Annotated in this window: 15 protein-coding genes; 8 read left to right on the forward strand and 7 right to left on the reverse strand. The window is 61.7% G+C overall.

The genetic code is table 11. The annotated features are described in order from the left end of the window. A partial coding sequence (locus ACE3OH_RS10830) for a hypothetical protein (protein WP_374351966.1) occupies positions 1-434 on the reverse strand: 434 nt, incomplete at its 3' end. Positions 435-436: 2 nt separating this feature from the next. Further along, the gene (gene mutL, locus ACE3OH_RS10835; protein WP_374351969.1) at positions 437-2,266 is read right to left on the reverse strand and encodes a DNA mismatch repair endonuclease MutL; all 1,830 of its coding nucleotides are present in this window, start codon (positions 2,264-2,266) and stop codon (positions 437-439) included. A 67-nt stretch (positions 2,267-2,333) separates the two neighbouring features. On the opposite strand from mutL, the gene ACE3OH_RS10840 reads away from it, so the two are divergent. Beyond that, entirely contained in the window at positions 2,334-2,720 is a 387-nt protein-coding gene (locus tag ACE3OH_RS10840; protein ID WP_374351972.1) for a response regulator, read from the forward strand. A gap of 223 nt (positions 2,721-2,943) precedes the next feature. On the opposite strand, the gene ACE3OH_RS10845 is transcribed toward ACE3OH_RS10840, so the two are convergent. Then, positions 2,944-4,203: an N-acetylmuramoyl-L-alanine amidase gene (locus tag ACE3OH_RS10845; RefSeq protein WP_374351975.1), complete on the reverse strand. Its 1,260-nt coding sequence runs from the start codon at positions 4,201-4,203 to the stop codon at positions 2,944-2,946. Next, positions 4,155-4,652, reverse strand: coding sequence for a tRNA (adenosine(37)-N6)-threonylcarbamoyltransferase complex ATPase subunit type 1 TsaE (gene tsaE / locus ACE3OH_RS10850; RefSeq protein ID WP_374351980.1), 498 nt, complete (start codon positions 4,650-4,652; stop codon positions 4,155-4,157). Before tsaE ends, ACE3OH_RS10845 begins: the two co-directional genes overlap by 49 nt. On the opposite strand from tsaE, the gene queG reads away from it, so the two are divergent. From queG to ACE3OH_RS10875, 5 genes are all read left to right on the forward strand, one after another. Then, on the forward strand, positions 4,647-5,786 hold the full coding sequence (gene queG / locus ACE3OH_RS10855) for a tRNA epoxyqueuosine(34) reductase QueG (RefSeq protein WP_374351983.1): 1,140 nt from the start codon (positions 4,647-4,649) through the stop codon (positions 5,784-5,786). The two genes, tsaE and queG, sit on opposite strands and share 6 nt — an antisense overlap. A 35-nt stretch (positions 5,787-5,821) precedes the next feature. Continuing rightward, positions 5,822-6,631 (forward strand): glutamate racemase, encoded by an 810-nt coding sequence (gene murI, locus ACE3OH_RS10860; protein WP_374351987.1) that lies wholly within the window; start codon positions 5,822-5,824, stop codon positions 6,629-6,631. A gap of 52 nt (positions 6,632-6,683) precedes the next feature. Beyond that, positions 6,684-7,211, forward strand: a complete 528-nt coding sequence (locus ACE3OH_RS10865; RefSeq protein WP_374351989.1) for a hypothetical protein — start codon at positions 6,684-6,686, stop codon at positions 7,209-7,211. A 74-nt stretch (positions 7,212-7,285) separates the two neighbouring features. Beyond that, complete coding sequence (gene purB, locus ACE3OH_RS10870; RefSeq protein WP_374351992.1) at positions 7,286-8,656, forward strand: adenylosuccinate lyase; 1,371 nt, start codon at positions 7,286-7,288, stop codon at positions 8,654-8,656. Between the two features lie 93 nt (positions 8,657-8,749). After that, complete coding sequence (locus ACE3OH_RS10875; RefSeq protein ID WP_374351996.1) at positions 8,750-10,222, forward strand: YdgA family protein; 1,473 nt, start codon at positions 8,750-8,752, stop codon at positions 10,220-10,222. Positions 10,223-10,316: 94 nt separating this feature from the next. Here ACE3OH_RS10875 and ACE3OH_RS10880 read toward each other — a convergent pair whose 3' ends face one another. Together ACE3OH_RS10880 and rsmD are read right to left on the reverse strand one after the other, a co-directional pair. Then, positions 10,317-10,598, reverse strand: coding sequence for a pyrimidine/purine nucleoside phosphorylase (locus ACE3OH_RS10880; RefSeq protein ID WP_374351999.1), 282 nt, complete (start codon positions 10,596-10,598; stop codon positions 10,317-10,319). Positions 10,599-10,658: 60 nt separating this feature from the next. Then, positions 10,659-11,243 carry a 16S rRNA (guanine(966)-N(2))-methyltransferase RsmD gene (gene rsmD / locus ACE3OH_RS10885; protein ID WP_374352002.1) on the reverse strand — a complete coding sequence of 195 codons (585 nt, stop codon included), beginning with the start codon at positions 11,241-11,243 and terminating at the stop codon, positions 10,659-10,661. A gap of 86 nt (positions 11,244-11,329) precedes the next feature. Here rsmD and ftsY point away from each other — a divergent pair, with 86 nt between their 5' ends. Together ftsY and ACE3OH_RS10895 are read left to right on the forward strand one after the other, a co-directional pair. Beyond that, complete coding sequence (gene ftsY / locus ACE3OH_RS10890; RefSeq protein ID WP_374352005.1) at positions 11,330-12,583, forward strand: signal recognition particle-docking protein FtsY; 1,254 nt, start codon at positions 11,330-11,332, stop codon at positions 12,581-12,583. Positions 12,584-12,599: 16 nt separating this feature from the next. After that, the gene (locus ACE3OH_RS10895) at positions 12,600-13,328 is read left to right on the forward strand and encodes a class I SAM-dependent methyltransferase (protein ID WP_374352008.1); all 729 of its coding nucleotides are present in this window, start codon (positions 12,600-12,602) and stop codon (positions 13,326-13,328) included. 80 nt (positions 13,329-13,408) lie between these two features. Here the strand turns inward: ACE3OH_RS10895 and ACE3OH_RS10900 are convergent. Next, positions 13,409-14,707 (reverse strand): tol-pal system YbgF family protein (locus tag ACE3OH_RS10900; RefSeq protein WP_374352011.1); only part of this gene is annotated, 1,299 nt, incomplete at its 5' end.

Below are 14,707 nucleotides of genomic sequence, written 5' to 3' on the forward strand. Positions count from 1 at the left end.
GGCAGATGCGCCGGCAAGGGTTGTACCTGCGGCTTGGGCAGAATGCGCGTGGCAGCAAGCCACAGTCCGGGTAATACCGCGATGCCGAAGACCAGGCTGCGCGCCAGTCCAAGCTGATCCAGAAGCAGCGCACTGGACAAATAGGCAAGCCAGGCACACAGCAGCGCCCCCGGCCAGCGCAGCCGGGCGCTGGCAAAACCGAAAGCCAGCATATAGGCGATATTGGCCCACACGCCGGCTGGCGCCGCCTGAGCCACCTCGATGGCATAGGCACTGCCCTGGCTCAGCCACAGCGCCAGCACCACCGGGCCACCCACCAGCGGCAAACCGCCGATCAATCCGGCGATATTCGGCCCCCAGCGACGGCCGGCCAGGCTGGCCAGACCGATCAGCAAGGGCGAAGCAAACAACTTGACGGCCAGCACCAGGCCCATGGCTATTGCCCCCGCATGAACAGCTTGTCCAGGTCCTGCATGGTCAGGCGGAACCAGGTTGGCCGGCCATGATTGCACTGGCCGCTGCGCTCGGTAGCCTCCATTTCGCGCAACAGGGCGTTCATTTCCGGCAGGGTCAGGCTGCGATTGGCGCGCACCGCTCCATGGCAGGCCATGCTGGCCAGCAATTCGTCCCGTTTTTCGGTCAACACACGGGTCGCGCCGACTTCACGCACATCGGCCAGTACGCTGCGCGCCAGCTCGATCGGGTCGGCATCTTGCAATAACAGCGGAATCGCCCGTACTGCCAGCTGGTTCGGCCCCATCACCGCCAGCTCAAAGCCCAGCGCAGTGAGCTTGTCGGCATGCTCTTCCACCGTAGCGACATCGAGCCGGTCGGCCGGAAACGCCAGCGGCAGCAGCAAGGGCTGGCTGGGCATGGCATCGCTGTCGAGCGCGTGTTTGAGTTTCTCGTACACCACCCGCTCATGCGCGGCATGCATATCGACGACGATCAGCCCTTCACGCGCCTGCGCCAGTACATACACGCCATGCAGCTGCGCCAGGGCAAAACCAAGCGGCGGGAAGCCATCGTCAGCCTCGGCGGGCAATCGCGCTGCGTTTGTCGCTTGCGCCGCCATTGCGAAATCAGCGGGCGGCCGCACAGCACGCTCGGCCTCGCGCAGGCCGCCAAACAGGGTGCCGTAAAAGTCCCCTGCTGCTTTGTCCTGCACCGCCAGCGGCATGCGCATCTGTTGGTAGGCGGGTTGATACGGCATGGCGGCTGGCGCAGTTTGCGGCTGACCTTCTGCCGCTTCGGCCAGGGCCGGCGCCTGCGCACCGGCGCGAGTCTGCGCCAGGGTCTTGTGCAGCGCATGAAACAGAAAACGATGTACCGCCTGCGATTCCCGAAACCGCACCTCGGTCTTGGTCGGATGCACATTCACATCCACCAGTTCCGGGTCCAGTTCGACAAACAGCACATACAGCGGTTGCCGGTCCAGATGCAGCACGTCGCGATAGGCCTCGCGCACCGCATGCACCACCACCTTGTCGCGTACAAAGCGGCCATTGACGAACACGAACTGCGCATCGCGGCCGGCGCGCGATACGGTGGGCGAGCCGGCAAAACCCTGCACGCGCAAGGGCCCGGCCTGCTCTTCAATCGCCAGCATGGTGTCGGCGAATTCCTTGCCCAGCAGCGCCAGTGCACGCTCGGCTCGGCTTTCCGGTTTGAGCCGCCATTGCACCTTGCCGTTGTGGGTCAGCGTCAAGGCCAGGTCCGGGCGCGACAGCGCCACCCGCTTGAACACATCTTCGCAATGGGCGTATTCGGTGGCGGCGGTCTTCAGAAATTTGCGGCGCGCCGGCACATTGAAATACAGGTCGCGCACTTCCACCACGGTACCTTGGGCCAGCGATGCCGGCTCAGCGGCATGAATGACGCCATTGTCAGCCTCCACCCGCCAGGCACGATCAGCACCTTGCGCACGGCTGCTCAGCACCAGTTGCGACACCGACGCAATACTGGCGAGACCTTCGCCGCGAAAGCCGAGGGTGCGCACCCGCTGCAGGTCTTCCATCGAGGCAATCTTGCTGGTGGCATGGCGGCTCAGTGCCAGCGCCAGCTGGTCTTGCGCAATGCCCGAGCCGTCGTCCGTCACCCGCAGCAGTTTGCTTCCACCCTCCATGATGTCTACGCTGACAACTGCAGCGCCCGCATCCAGGCTGTTTTCCAGCAATTCTTTCAGCGCAGACGCAGGGCGCTCAACCACTTCCCCGGCGGCAATCTGGTTGACCAAATGGTCGGGCAATAGCTGGATTCGGGACATTAGTGCATCACAAGGCTTATCAGGCCGGCAGTATATCAGTGACCAACACCGCGTCCGGAGAGGGACCATGCCTGCAAACGGGATCGGCTTTTGCGTGATTGACGATGACAGCGTGCTGCGCTCGCTGATCGTCGGCATCCTGCGTGATGAAGGCATGAATCAACTGGCCAGCGAATCCAGCGGCGAAAGCGGCCTGAAGGAATGCATCGACAAGAAGCCCGACCTGGTGATACTCGATATCAACCTGCCGGGCACCAGCGGTCTCGATGTATTGGCCAGCCTGAAAAAGCTGGAAAAACCGCCGCTGGTGATCATGATCACCAGCGAAGCCACCGCCGAGCGGGTATCTGCAGCGCTCAAGCTCGGCTCCAACGGCTTTGTGGTGAAGCCCTTTACCTCAGCCAAGCTGCTGACTGCAGTGAAGCTGGCCCTGAAGGAAAAACTGGCCAGCTGAGCTAAAAACCCCGTCGTCAATCCTGTGCCCAGGCAATGGCGTTGCGGCACCAAAGCAAAACGGCCCTTGCGGGCCGTTTGTGTGCGATCAGGCAGTGCGACGCATACCCCATAGGGCGCGCGTTGCAACCAGAACGCAGATGGTTGCCAGTGCTACGACTTTCTTTGGCTTCACAGTCTCAACTCCGTTTTATTGTGGGTACCACGAGCTACTGCACTTGCACCTACGCCAGCTTGTTGCGCGCCAGCGGCGGATTCTTCGATAAATAGTGCTTGATGCCATTGAGCAGCGCCTCGGCCATCTTGTCCTGATAGCGCTCGTCGCTCAAGCGTTTTTCCTCTTCCGGATTCGAGATGAATGCGGTTTCCACCAGGATGGACGGAATATCCGGCGCTTTCAGCACCGCAAACGAGGCCTGCTCCACCGCACCGCGATGCAGGCGGTTAACCTCGCCGACCGAGCCGAGCATGGCGCGGGCGAACTTGAGGCTGTCGTTGATGGTGGCGGTCTGGGTCAGATCGAACAGGGTACGTGCCAGCGACGGGTCTTTGACATCCAGCCGCACGCCGCCTATCAGGTCGGAATCATTCTGGGTCTGCGCCAGCCACTTGGCCGCGGTACTGGTGGCGCCGCCTTCGCTGAGCGCAAACACCGAGGAGCCGCGTGCATCGGGCTTCACGAAAGCATCGGCATGAATCGACATGAACAGATCGGCATTGACCTTGCGCGCCTTGATCACCCGCTGGCCCAGCGGCACGAAGTAATCGTCGTCACGCGTCAGCACCGCCCGCATATTGGGCTGCGCATCGATCAGATCCTTGAGCTTCTTGCCGATGGCCAACGTCACGGTTTTCTCATAAGTACCGGCCTTGCCGACCGCGCCCGGATCCTCGCCACCATGGCCGGGGTCGATCATCACCGTCACCAGACGCGCCACATCGAGCTTGTCGCGATTGACTGCCTCGCCATCTTTCTTGGCAGGCTTGTCCGCCTTGGCCGGCTTGTCGTCAAGCAAGCCCAGCAGAGGGTCCTCCGGTTTGGCCGGGTAAAGGTCGATCACCAGCCGGTGCTGGTATTCGCCGAATGGCTCAAGGGTGAATACCTGCGGCTTCACCTCGGCCTTGAGGTCAAGCACCACCCGCACCGTGCCCGGCTTGTAGCGGCCGGCGCGCAGGGCCTTCACATAGGGGTCTTCGCTGCCAATGCGCTGGGCGATTTCCGATAACTCGCGTCCCCAGTCGGCCCCTTCCAAGTCCACCACCAGGCGATCCGGGTCCGGCACCATGAACTGGTTGAATTTGAGCGGAACGGTCGATTCCAGGGTAATGCGGGTATAGGCCTTGGCCGGCCACACCCGTACCGCCACCACATTATTGCCGGCCAGCGCGCGCGGCGCGGCGCCGATCAGGAGTGTGGCAATGGCGCCACGCAGCATCAGGCGGCGGGCGGGGTCGTATCGAAATCGTTCAGGCAGGCGAGACATAGTGCTCCAGTTGCCGTTCCGGCGGTCAGCGAGAAACGTCGGCCTTCGAGATGGTCTTGCAAGGAAATCGTCCAATCCGGCTCGGGCAATAAGCCCTCGGCCTTGTCGGGCCATTCCACCAGGCAGACGCTAGCGGGATTGAACATCTCCCTGAAACCAGCATCTTCCCACTCGAGCGGATCGGCAAACCGATATAAATCAAAGTGATGCAAGTATAAGTTAGAAATTACATAAGGTTCAACCAGGGTATAGGTCGGGCTTTTTACCCGGCCGGTAAAGCCCAGGCCGCGCAATATGCCACGAGTCAGGGTGGTTTTGCCGGCGCCGAGGTCGCCCAGCAGAAAAATCGTCATGCCGCCGCGCAAGGCACCGGCCAGCATCTCGCCCAGCGCCAGGGTGGCTGCCTCATCGGCCAGGTAAGCGGTCAGGGTATGATCTTGGCTATGCATAAGAGCGAAACTTCCGGAGAACACGATTGGGCCGCGCTGGCCGCCGATATCAAGCGCTGGGCGAGCGAGCTGGGCTTTGATGCGGCGATGATAGGCGATGCCGAGCTTGGGCCGCAGGCGCAGCGCAATCTCGACGCCTGGCTGGCGGCCGGCCAGCACGGCGAGATGGATTATATGGCGGCGCACGGCACAAAGCGTGCCCGACCTGCCGAGCTGGTCCCCGGCACCCGGCGCATTATCTCGGTAAGGATGAACTACCGCCCGCCAGCCGCCAAGGATAGCGAGGCGGTATTAAACGATGGCAGCGCCGCGTTTATCTCTCGCTATGCCCTCGGCCGCGACTACCACAAGGTGCTGCGCAACCGCCTGCAAAGCCTGGCCGAGCGCATTGCCAGACAGGTCGGGCCATTCGGCTATCGGGCCTTTGTCGATTCGGCTCCGGTGATGGAAGTGGAAGCCGCCACCCGCGCCGGCCTGGGCTGGCGTGGCAAACACACACTGCTGCTGAGCCGCGAGCATGGCTCGCTGTTTTTTCTGGGTGAATTGTTTACCGACCTGCCACTGCCGATCGACCCGCCCTTGCCGCAGGAACACTGTGGCCGCTGCAGCCGCTGTATCGAGGTCTGTCCCACCCGTGCCATCGTCGCCCCCTATCAGGTGGATGCACGGCGCTGCATTTCTTACCTGACCATCGAGCTCAAAGGCGCCATTCCGCTGCAATTGCGGCCACTGATCGGCAACCGCGTATACGGCTGCGACGATTGCCAGCTGTTCTGCCCTTGGAACCGTTTTGCGGTGGATAGTCGCGAAGCCGATTTCACCGTGCGCAATGGCCTCGACGATATATCGCTGGTCGAATTGTTTGCATGGGATCAGGCCACCTTCGAGCGCCGCATGGCCGGCAGCGCCATCTATCGCATCGGCTATGAGCGCTGGCTGCGCAATATCGCGGTGGGCCTTGGCAATGCACCAAGCAGCCCGGCCATCCTTGCCGCCCTGCAAGCACGACTGGACGACCCGTCCGAGCTGGTGCGCGAGCACACCAGCTGGGCATGGGCTATCCATCAAGGCCGCAGCGCTGCACAAATACCGGCGCAAGCGAAACAAACATCACAACCGGGCGCGCCGGCATGACGTAGAATCGCGCCTTTGCCGCCCCACCCCGCACCATGCCCTCCTCGCTTGCCTCCCGTCCGATTGGCGTATTCGATTCCGGAATCGGTGGTCTCACCGTTACCCGCGCCTTGATGGAGCGCCTGCCGTTTGAAGATATCGTCTATTTTGGCGACACCGCGCGGGTGCCCTATGGGGTGAAGTCGATCGCCACCATCGAGCAATTCGGCCAGCAGATCGTCGATTTCATGCTGCAGCAGGAAGTGAAACTACTGGTGATCGCCTGCAACACCATCGCCGCGGTTGCCGCCAACAAGCTGCGCGAACGGGTCAGCGTACCGGTGCTCGACGTCATCGGCGCCGGCGCCGCCAATGCAGTGGCCGCCAGCCGTAATGGCGCCATCGGCGTCATTGCCACCCCGACGACGGTCAATTCCAATGCCTATGCGCGCGGTGTGCATGCACTGCGTGCCGATGCGCGCGTGTTCTCGCAAGCCTGCCCTTTGCTGGTGCCACTGGTGGAGGAAGGCTGGCTGGATCATCCGGTCACCCGCATGACCGTGCAGGAATACCTGAAACCAGTACTGGCAGAGGGCATCGATACCCTGATTCTCGGCTGCACCCACTACCCGCTACTCAAGCCCCTGCTGGCACAGGAAGTGGGCAATGCCATCAAGCTGGTCGATTCCGCCGTCAGCGTGGCCGAACAGGTGGCAGCAACCTTGGCCGATCTTGAACTTGCCACACCCAGCCGGGACGAAGCGGACTATCGCTACTATGTGACCGATATTCCGCTACGCTTTCAGACAACCGGCGAGCGTTTCCTCGGGCGCAGCCTGCGCCACCTGGAAATGGTGCATCTGTAGTGCCACACTCGCCCAGAGCCTCAGCTTTTTACCTGCCTCATTTAAGCGCCGCATGAACCTACTGCCCCGCCTTACCGCCTGCCTGTCGCTGCTCTGTCTGTTTGCCTGCTCCAGCACGCCACCGGCACCGCCGGTTGCGCCGGCGCCACCCGCTGCACCAGCGCCGCAGCCAGAACCGATACCGGAACCGGTGGTGGTGATCGAGAAGCCGGTCGTGGTCGAGCCGGCCAAACCCGCCGAAGTGCACAAACCGCGCCCGGTGCCGAATATCGTCGGCACCTGGGAAGGTGAGTGGGAAGTCGATGAATATGGCTTTACCGGCCGCGCGGTCTTGGTGATCGACAAGGTCGATGGCAAGACCGTATCAGGCAAGTCGCTGATGTACGACACGCCCTATGGCAACCTGAACGAGACGTTTGTTGCCGCCACCTTCGAAGGCAACAAGTTATCGGTGAAGCATCGCAAGAATGTGTCCTACATCCTGACGCTCACCGACCGCGCCAGCCGGCTGGCCGGGCCATTCAGCTATTCAGCAGCACTCGGCACCATTACCGGCAAGATTGCCGTCGCGCGCAAGTAATGCCGTCGGCATCGGCCATTGGCCTGCCGTGGTAGAATCGCGCGTTTTTTTCAAGCAGCCCAGGTACCTTCACCATGACGCTTTCCACCCTGACCGCCCTGTCGCCACTCGACGGCCGTTACCACACCCAGGTCGATGCCCTGCGCGACTGCTTCAGCGAATACGCCCTGATCAAGCAGCGGGTGCGCGTCGAAGTGGAATGGCTCAAAGCCCTGGCGGCCGAGCCGGCCATTACTGAAGTACCTGCGTTTTCGGCTGCTACCGTTGCCGAGCTCGATGAAGTGGTGGCCCATTTCTCGGTCGCCCATGCCGACGAGGTCAAGGCCATCGAAAGCCGCACCAACCACGATGTAAAGGCGGTCGAGTACTGGCTGAAAGAGCGCCTGTCCGGCAACCCGGAAATCGGCCCGGTGACCGAATTCCTGCACTTTGCCTGCACCTCGGAAGACATCAATAACCTTTCGCATGCGCTGATGCTTAAAGCCGGCCGCGAACAGGCGATGCTGCCCAAGCTGGCCGAGATCGTCAGCCGTCTGAAAGCCTTGGCCCATGAACTGGCCGACAAGCCGATGATGTCGCGCACTCACGGCCAGCCAGCGACGCCGACCACCATGGGCAAGGAGATGGCGAATATCGCCTACCGCCTGGAGCGGCAGATCGAGCGCATTGCCAAGGTCGAGCTGATGGGCAAGATCAATGGCGCCGTGGGCAACTACAACGCCCACCTGAGCGCCTACCCCGATGTTGATTGGCCGGCATTTGCGCAACGCTTTGTCGAATCGCTCGGCATCAGCTTCAACCCCTATACCATCCAGATCGAGCCGCATGACTATATGAGCGAGCTGTACGACAACCTCGCCCGCGCCAATACCATCCTGATCGATATGAACCGCGATATCTGGGGCTATATCTCGCTGGGCTTTTTCAAGCAGAAGGTCAAGGCTGGCGAAGTGGGCAGCTCGACCATGCCGCACAAGGTCAATCCGATCGACTTCGAAAACTCCGAAGGCAATCTCGGCCTCGCCAATGCACTGCTCACCCATCTGAGCCAGAAGCTGCCGATCTCGCGCTGGCAGCGCGACCTGACCGACTCCACCGTGCTGCGCAATATGGGCGTGGCGCTCGGTTACTCGCTGCTCGGCTATGCATCGGCCATCAAGGGTCTGAACAAGCTGGAAGCCAATCCGCAAGCCATGCTCGATGATCTCGATGCCAACTGGGAAGTGCTGGCCGAGCCGATCCAGACAGTGATGCGCCGCTACTCGGTGCCGAACGCCTATGAGCAGCTGAAAGACCTGACCCGTGGCAAGGGCGGCATCAACCGCGACACCCTGCATAGTTTCATCCGCTCGCTGGCGATTCCTGATGCTGAAAAAACCCGCCTGCTGGAAATGACCCCAGCCAGCTATCTGGGCCGCGCCATCGAATTGGCGCGGGCGATTTAATCCATTTCAACCATTGGCAGCGACCGGTATACAGCATCCACCAGCTGCCAATGGCTAAACCACCTGCCTGACAACAACCACACCGAGTTTCCTGTGAAAAAACTACCGATAGTCATTCTCGCCGCACTCGGTGTGGCGGGCCTCTCCTACACCGGCGCCAGCTGGTATGCCGGCAAGCAGGCCGAAATCACCCTGGCCAAGCAACACAAGCTGTTGGCCGACCTGCCCTACTTCGTGGTCAAGTCGCACGACTACCAGCGCGGCATTTTCAGCTCGCATGAGCGCACCACCATTGCGCTGAATCCGACCCTGACCCAGCCCTATATGGAAGTGCTGTCTCTGGCAGGCAAGGAAATGCCCAATCTGCAGCTGACCTATGAGCAGACCATCTCCCACGGCCCCTTCCCGCTGCTGTCCAAGGGTGGTTTCTCCTTGCTCAAAGCCCATGTGGTCACCGATGTGCAGTTCAGCGCCGACACGCAAAAATGGCTGACCAAGGTATTCGGCGAGCAAAAACCGCTGCAGATCGAGAACCGCATCCAGTTCAACGACGACGGCGTATTTGCGGTGAAGATTCCGAGCTTCACTTATGAAGAAACCCTGGCCAAGGTGAAATCGGTGTGGCAGGGCCTCGATGTCAGCCTGGCCTATGGCGGCGACTTCAACCGTGTCGATATCAATGCCCTTGCGCCCGGCCTGAAGTTCGAAGCCGGCCCCAAGGGCTCGCTGGAAATCAAGGAATTGCGCTTCGAGTCGCACAACCAGCGCGGCAAAGCCGGCCTGATGCTCGGCGATGGCAAGCTGACCCTGGCATCGGCCAGCCTGCAGCGCAAGGAAGTGGCCGAAGGCGAAGAGCCGCTCGATGTGAAGCTCGATGGCGTGGCCTACCAGGTCAAGACCTCGGAGACGGGCGACTTCATCAACTCCAGCGGCGATATCAGCATGAAGACGCTGGCGATCAGCGGCAAGAGCTATGGCCCTGCCAAGCTGTCGGTCGCGGCCAACCATCTGCACGGCCCGACCCTGTTCAAGCTGTCGCAAGCGGTGACCAAGATCCAGCGCGAACCGGGCAACCCGACCGAGCAGGCCAACAAGATGCTCGACACCTTCCGCAAGGATGGTCTGCCACTGCTGCGCAACGATCCGGCACTGTCGATCAAGGAATTGTCGGTCAAGCTGCCGGAAGGCGAGGTGGTACTGCATGCCGATCTGGCCTTGAAGGGCTTCAAGGATGAAGACCTGAACCAGCCCTTGAAGCTGCTGGAGCGCCTGCAAGCCCATGCCGACCTGAAGGTGCCCAAGCAGGTGATCGAAACCTTCGCCCTGTGGAAAGCGCGCGGCATGATCGCCACCGATACCGCCGAAGGCGAGCATCCTGATCCGGCCGAGCTCGATAATCTGGCGCGCAATCTGATGGAAAGCCAGATCAGCAAGCTGACCGAGCAAAAGCTGATCAAGGTGGAAGGAGATGTACTGTCGAGCAGCGCCGACTGGAAGCAAGGTCAGCTCAGCATCAACAACAATCCGGTGCCGATGCCGTGGCAGGCTGGCCAGCCACCGAAGTGAGTTAGACTTTCGCCATACAAAACGCCCGGCAAAACCGGGCGTTTTGTTTTGTGACAGGCATCATGCTGAACGCATCAAGCCAGCGCGCACCTGCCTACCGAAACTCGCACAAGTACGCGCTATCCACCGCCACCCGTAGCTGGAACTTGCTATTGCCGGCCACATTGAACTGGCTGCCGGCTTCAAACGTTTGCCAGTGCTCATGGCCCGGCAGCTTGACGGTCAGGGCGCCTGCCACCACCGTCATCACCTCCGGCGCGGCGGTGCCGAATTCATATTCGCCCGGCGCCATCACGCCGACCGTCGCCGCGCCCTGGCCCATGGCAAAACCCAGCGACTTCACCTTACCGTCGAAATACTCGTTTACCTTGATCATCACAGCCATCCTTGTTTGAAAAATCGCTCGACGCGACCGGCGCACCAGTCGCGCTTCCAATCAGTCTTGCGCCAGCGCGCGGCGTAGCAAGCCATAGCGCACCGCGCCCGCCTTGCCTTCGCGCAGTACTTCCCAGCCTGCCAGTTCGGGCCAGCTGGCGCCTTCGATATATACCCGCGCTGTTGCAGAGAGATGCGGTGCCAGCATCGCCAGCGACTTGCCCAGCAAATCAGAAGCGAACGGGGGGTCAAGCAAGACCAGATCGAAGGGCGTCTGGTTGCGCGCGAGCCAAGCCAGGGCATCGGCTGCCACGATGTCGACCGCCGCAGCCTTGAGCAGCTCCTTGTTGCTGCGCAAGGCCGCCAGTGCCGTGCGCGATTGCTCGACCATCACTACCCGTCGCGCTCCGCGCGATGCCGCCTCGAAACCGAGGCCGCCAGCCCCGGCAAACAAATCAAGGCAGATCTGGCCATGCAGCTCCTGGCCCAGCCAATTGAACAGGGTCTCACGCACCCGGTCCGGCGTTGGGCGCAGGCCGTCGCCGTCGGGAAAGCTGAGGGTACGGCGGCGGTATTCACCGCCAATGATGCGTAGCTGGTTGCGGCCGGCGCCGGCCTTGGCGGATTTTTGCGGGGACGAAGTCATGCGAAGAGTTTGGGACAAGCGGGTGGAAACGCTAGAATCCTACCCCAACTAGGGCACCGCCCGGATTCTCACGAAATATCAATACGATGTCCGATACGCAAAACCCGCAAAACAGCGAAAGCGGCTGGGGTAAAAAACTCTGGAAAGCACTGAATACCGACCTGGGCGAGCTGGTTGGTGGCGACAAACCCGCCGCGCCGGCACCCGCCCCCCAAGCCGCCCCGCCTGCAGAAGCGGCATCGACAGTCAGCAGCGCAGCGACAACCGCCCCCACCGAAGCAGCAACAGCCGCCGCGCCAGCACCGGCATCGCCACCACTGGCCGCCCCTGCAGCTGCCCCGGCCGCCGAAGAAAAATCGTTCTGGCAAAAAACCGTCGAAGTGCTCAATACCGATGTCACGGTATTGGCCAAGGATGTCGCCCAAGCCTCGAAAGAAGTCTGGCAGTACAAGCTCAAGGCGGGTCTGGCCAAAACCCGCGACAAATTCGGCAAGGAGCTGGCCGCGCTGTTTGGCGGCGGCCAGATCGACGAAGACCTGTATGAAGAGCTGGAAACCATTCTGCTCACCGCCGATATGGGCGTGGATGCGACCGTGCATCTGCTCAAGGATGTACGCAACCGGGTGAGCCTGGCTGGCCTCAAGGATGCCAGCGAGTTGAAAGGCGCACTGAAAGGCGCCTTGCAGGATCTGATCCAGCCACTGGAGCAGCCCCTGGTGGTAGAAGGCCACAAGCCCTTCATCATCATGGTGGCCGGCGTCAACGGTGCCGGCAAAACCACCAGCATCGGCAAGCTGGCCAAGTACTACCAAAGCCAGGGCAAGAGCGTATTGCTGGCCGCCGGCGACACCTTCCGCGCTGCCGCCCGCGAACAGCTGATGGCCTGGGGCGAGCGCAACAATGTGACGGTGATCGCCCAGGACGGCGGCGATTCGGCAGCAGTGTGCTTTGATGCGATCAATGCCGCCAAGGCACGCGGTATCGACATCGTGCTAGCCGACACCGCCGGCCGCCTGCCGACGCAGTTGCATCTGATGGACGAAATCGCCAAGGTAAAACGGGTGATCGCCAAGGCCGACCCGAGTGGCCCGCATGAAGTCCTGCTGGTGCTCGACGCCAATACCGGCCAGAACGCCCTGATGCAGGCCAAGGCCTTTGACGATGCGCTGGGCCTCACCGGCCTGGTGCTGACCAAGCTCGACGGCACCGCCAAAGGCGGGGTGATTGCCGGCATCGCCAAGCAGAAAGCCATTCCGCTGCGCTTCATTGGTGTCGGCGAAGGCATCGATGATTTGCGGCCATTCGAGGCACGTGACTATATTGATGCCTTGATCGAATAGGCGCCAGGACAGAGCGATGCGACCCGCAACCTACCTCGATGCAATGAAGCAACATCAAGGCCGCTGGATAGACAAGTGGTCGCATTATCCGAAAATCTACGAGCGACATCTGGCTGGCTATCGCGACAAGCCAGTGCGAGTGCTGGAAATCGGCGTCTTCCATGGCGGCTCGCTGGAGGTGCTGGCAAGGTATCTCGGGCCGCAAGCCAGTCTGGTAGGCTTTGATATCGACCCGCGCTGCAAGGCATTCGAGACCGAGCAGATTGCCATCGAGATCGGCGACCAGGGCAATGCCGAACGGTTGCGCGAGGTGCTGGATCTACATGGTCCGTTCGACATCATCATCGACGACGGCTCGCACTTCAGTGCCCATATGATCCTGACCCATCAGCTTGGTTGGCCGCATCTGCGCGACGGCGGCGTGTTCATGGTTGAAGACACCCACAGCTGCTACCGCCACGCCTTTGGCGGCGGCTGGCGTGCGCCGCAAAGCTTTATCGAATACAGCAAGCTGCTGGTCGACGACCTGCATGGCCTTTGGCAAGCCGATCCGCTCCTTTCTACACGGCCGCGCTACACCTTGGAATTGGGTAGTCTGCATTTTTACGACTCCATCGTGGTGATGGAAAAAGAGCTGCGTAGCTCTGATCCATTGCGCTTTCGCGCCAGCGCAGGCTTTCCCTCCTACCCGATACCCCAGCCACACGAGCAGGAAGAAGCCAGGCGTAACCTCCATCGTCTGTAACAGGTCAGCATGCCGGCACCAATAGCAGCCGAAGTCGGATGCGAGCACCGGCAAAACGCTTCAGCAACAAGTCGTATCGATCAGTCACGACCGTTGCGCTTGGCGGCCACTTGCTCAAGCTGAGTCAAGGGCGCAGTGAATACCGCAGCCAGGGGCTGTTGGGATTGCAGATCGGCGCGTGCCAGCGCCTGTTGCGCAAGCGCCTCGCTGTGTTTTCCCTGTTGCGCCAGCACCAGCGCGAGATAGCTGCGTATCTGTCCCGGCCAGATGCCGTGCGCCACCCCGGTCTGCACGCGATGGGCCAGTGCTTTTTCCAGGGCTTGGCGCGCCGCCGGCAAGTCCGCCATGGCCAGCAGCGCACGCCCCTCGCCCAGATGCACCAGGGCGAGCCGCTCGTGCTCCGATGAGCCATTGGGTGTTTGTGCCAGCAAGGCAATCAGCTGCCGGTACAGCAGCAAGGCGGCAGCGGGCTTTCCCTCGACCATGCGCAAATCCCCTTCCAGCTGCAGCAGGCTCAGCTGGCGCGACGGCCCCTGCCCCGCTGCCTGCGGCACTGCGGCCGCGCTGGCCAAGGCAACGGCTGCACGCTCCGGCCTGCCCTCCATATTGGCGATATCCACCGCCATGATCGGCACATAGACACCGACCCCGCTACGCGCCGCACCCAGGCTCTGGAACACGGCCGCAGCCCTGGCATGACTTTGCCAGGCCTCGTTGAAGCGCCCACGCAAAGCCAGGGTATGGGCGTGCGCCAGCAGCGCCATGCCGCGATCCTGGCTGGGCTTATCGCCATCGGCCGCCATGACGACCGGTTTGGTCATGCGCTCGGCCTCGGCCAGATCGCCGCGATCGTTGTAGATTTCGCCAAGCTTGGCCCGAACGAAATCGCTTACCAGATCATCGGCATGATCGGCCGGTACCGGCTGATTCAACAAGGACTGCAGCATGGCCAGCCCGGCATCCGGCTCACCGCGCAGGCACAGCAGCAAGCCAAGCCGCGACTTGACCTGGCGTGTTTCGTAATGGTTTTCGCCCAGGCTCTTTTCATAGATCGCCAGCACATTGCGAAAGCTGGCCTTGGCTTCGGCAACCTTATCCTGCGCCACCTGCAAACGGGCGATCCAGTAGCGGTTCACCGCCGCCTGATAACTCTGGCCACCGAACTCCTTGGCCCCAAGGGTCTCGGCACGCTGGAATGCCGCAATTGCCTCGTCCCAGCGATTGTCTGCCGCCAGGATGCGTCCCATCGCATTGTGGGCCTGGCGCTGTATGCCACTGGCGGGTGCCGGTGTTTGACGCGCGAACAAGGCGATCGCCTCTTCGATGCTGCCCAGGGCATCAGCCCGGTGCCTGGAGTTCAGCTGCAGCAGCGCCCGCTG

Source organism: Chitinimonas sp. (genome assembly GCF_041904975.1).
Lineage (GTDB): Bacteria > Pseudomonadota > Gammaproteobacteria > Burkholderiales > Chitinimonadaceae > Chitinimonas.

Excerpts from the sequence above, each read along its gene's own strand:
- murI (WP_374351987.1), top strand. The coding sequence starts at position 5,822 with ATGCCCTCCTCGCTTGCCTCCCGTCCGATTGGCGTATTCGATTCCGGA.
- ACE3OH_RS10865 (WP_374351989.1), top strand. The coding sequence starts at position 6,684 with ATGAACCTACTGCCCCGCCTTACCGCCTGCCTGTCGCTGCTCTGTCTG.
- mutL (WP_374351969.1), bottom strand. The coding sequence starts at position 2,266 with ATGTCCCGAATCCAGCTATTGCCCGACCATTTGGTCAACCAGATTGCC.
- tsaE (WP_374351980.1), bottom strand. The coding sequence starts at position 4,652 with ATGCATAGCCAAGATCATACCCTGACCGCTTACCTGGCCGATGAGGCA.
- ACE3OH_RS10840 (WP_374351972.1), top strand. The coding sequence starts at position 2,334 with ATGCCTGCAAACGGGATCGGCTTTTGCGTGATTGACGATGACAGCGTG.
- purB (WP_374351992.1), top strand. The coding sequence starts at position 7,286 with ATGACGCTTTCCACCCTGACCGCCCTGTCGCCACTCGACGGCCGTTAC.
- ACE3OH_RS10845 (WP_374351975.1), bottom strand. The coding sequence starts at position 4,203 with ATGTCTCGCCTGCCTGAACGATTTCGATACGACCCCGCCCGCCGCCTG.
- queG (WP_374351983.1), top strand. The coding sequence starts at position 4,647 with ATGCATAAGAGCGAAACTTCCGGAGAACACGATTGGGCCGCGCTGGCC.
- ACE3OH_RS10880 (WP_374351999.1), bottom strand. The coding sequence starts at position 10,598 with ATGATCAAGGTAAACGAGTATTTCGACGGTAAGGTGAAGTCGCTGGGT.
- ftsY (WP_374352005.1), top strand. The coding sequence starts at position 11,330 with ATGTCCGATACGCAAAACCCGCAAAACAGCGAAAGCGGCTGGGGTAAA.
- ACE3OH_RS10895 (WP_374352008.1), top strand. The coding sequence starts at position 12,600 with ATGCGACCCGCAACCTACCTCGATGCAATGAAGCAACATCAAGGCCGC.
- rsmD (WP_374352002.1), bottom strand. The coding sequence starts at position 11,243 with ATGACTTCGTCCCCGCAAAAATCCGCCAAGGCCGGCGCCGGCCGCAAC.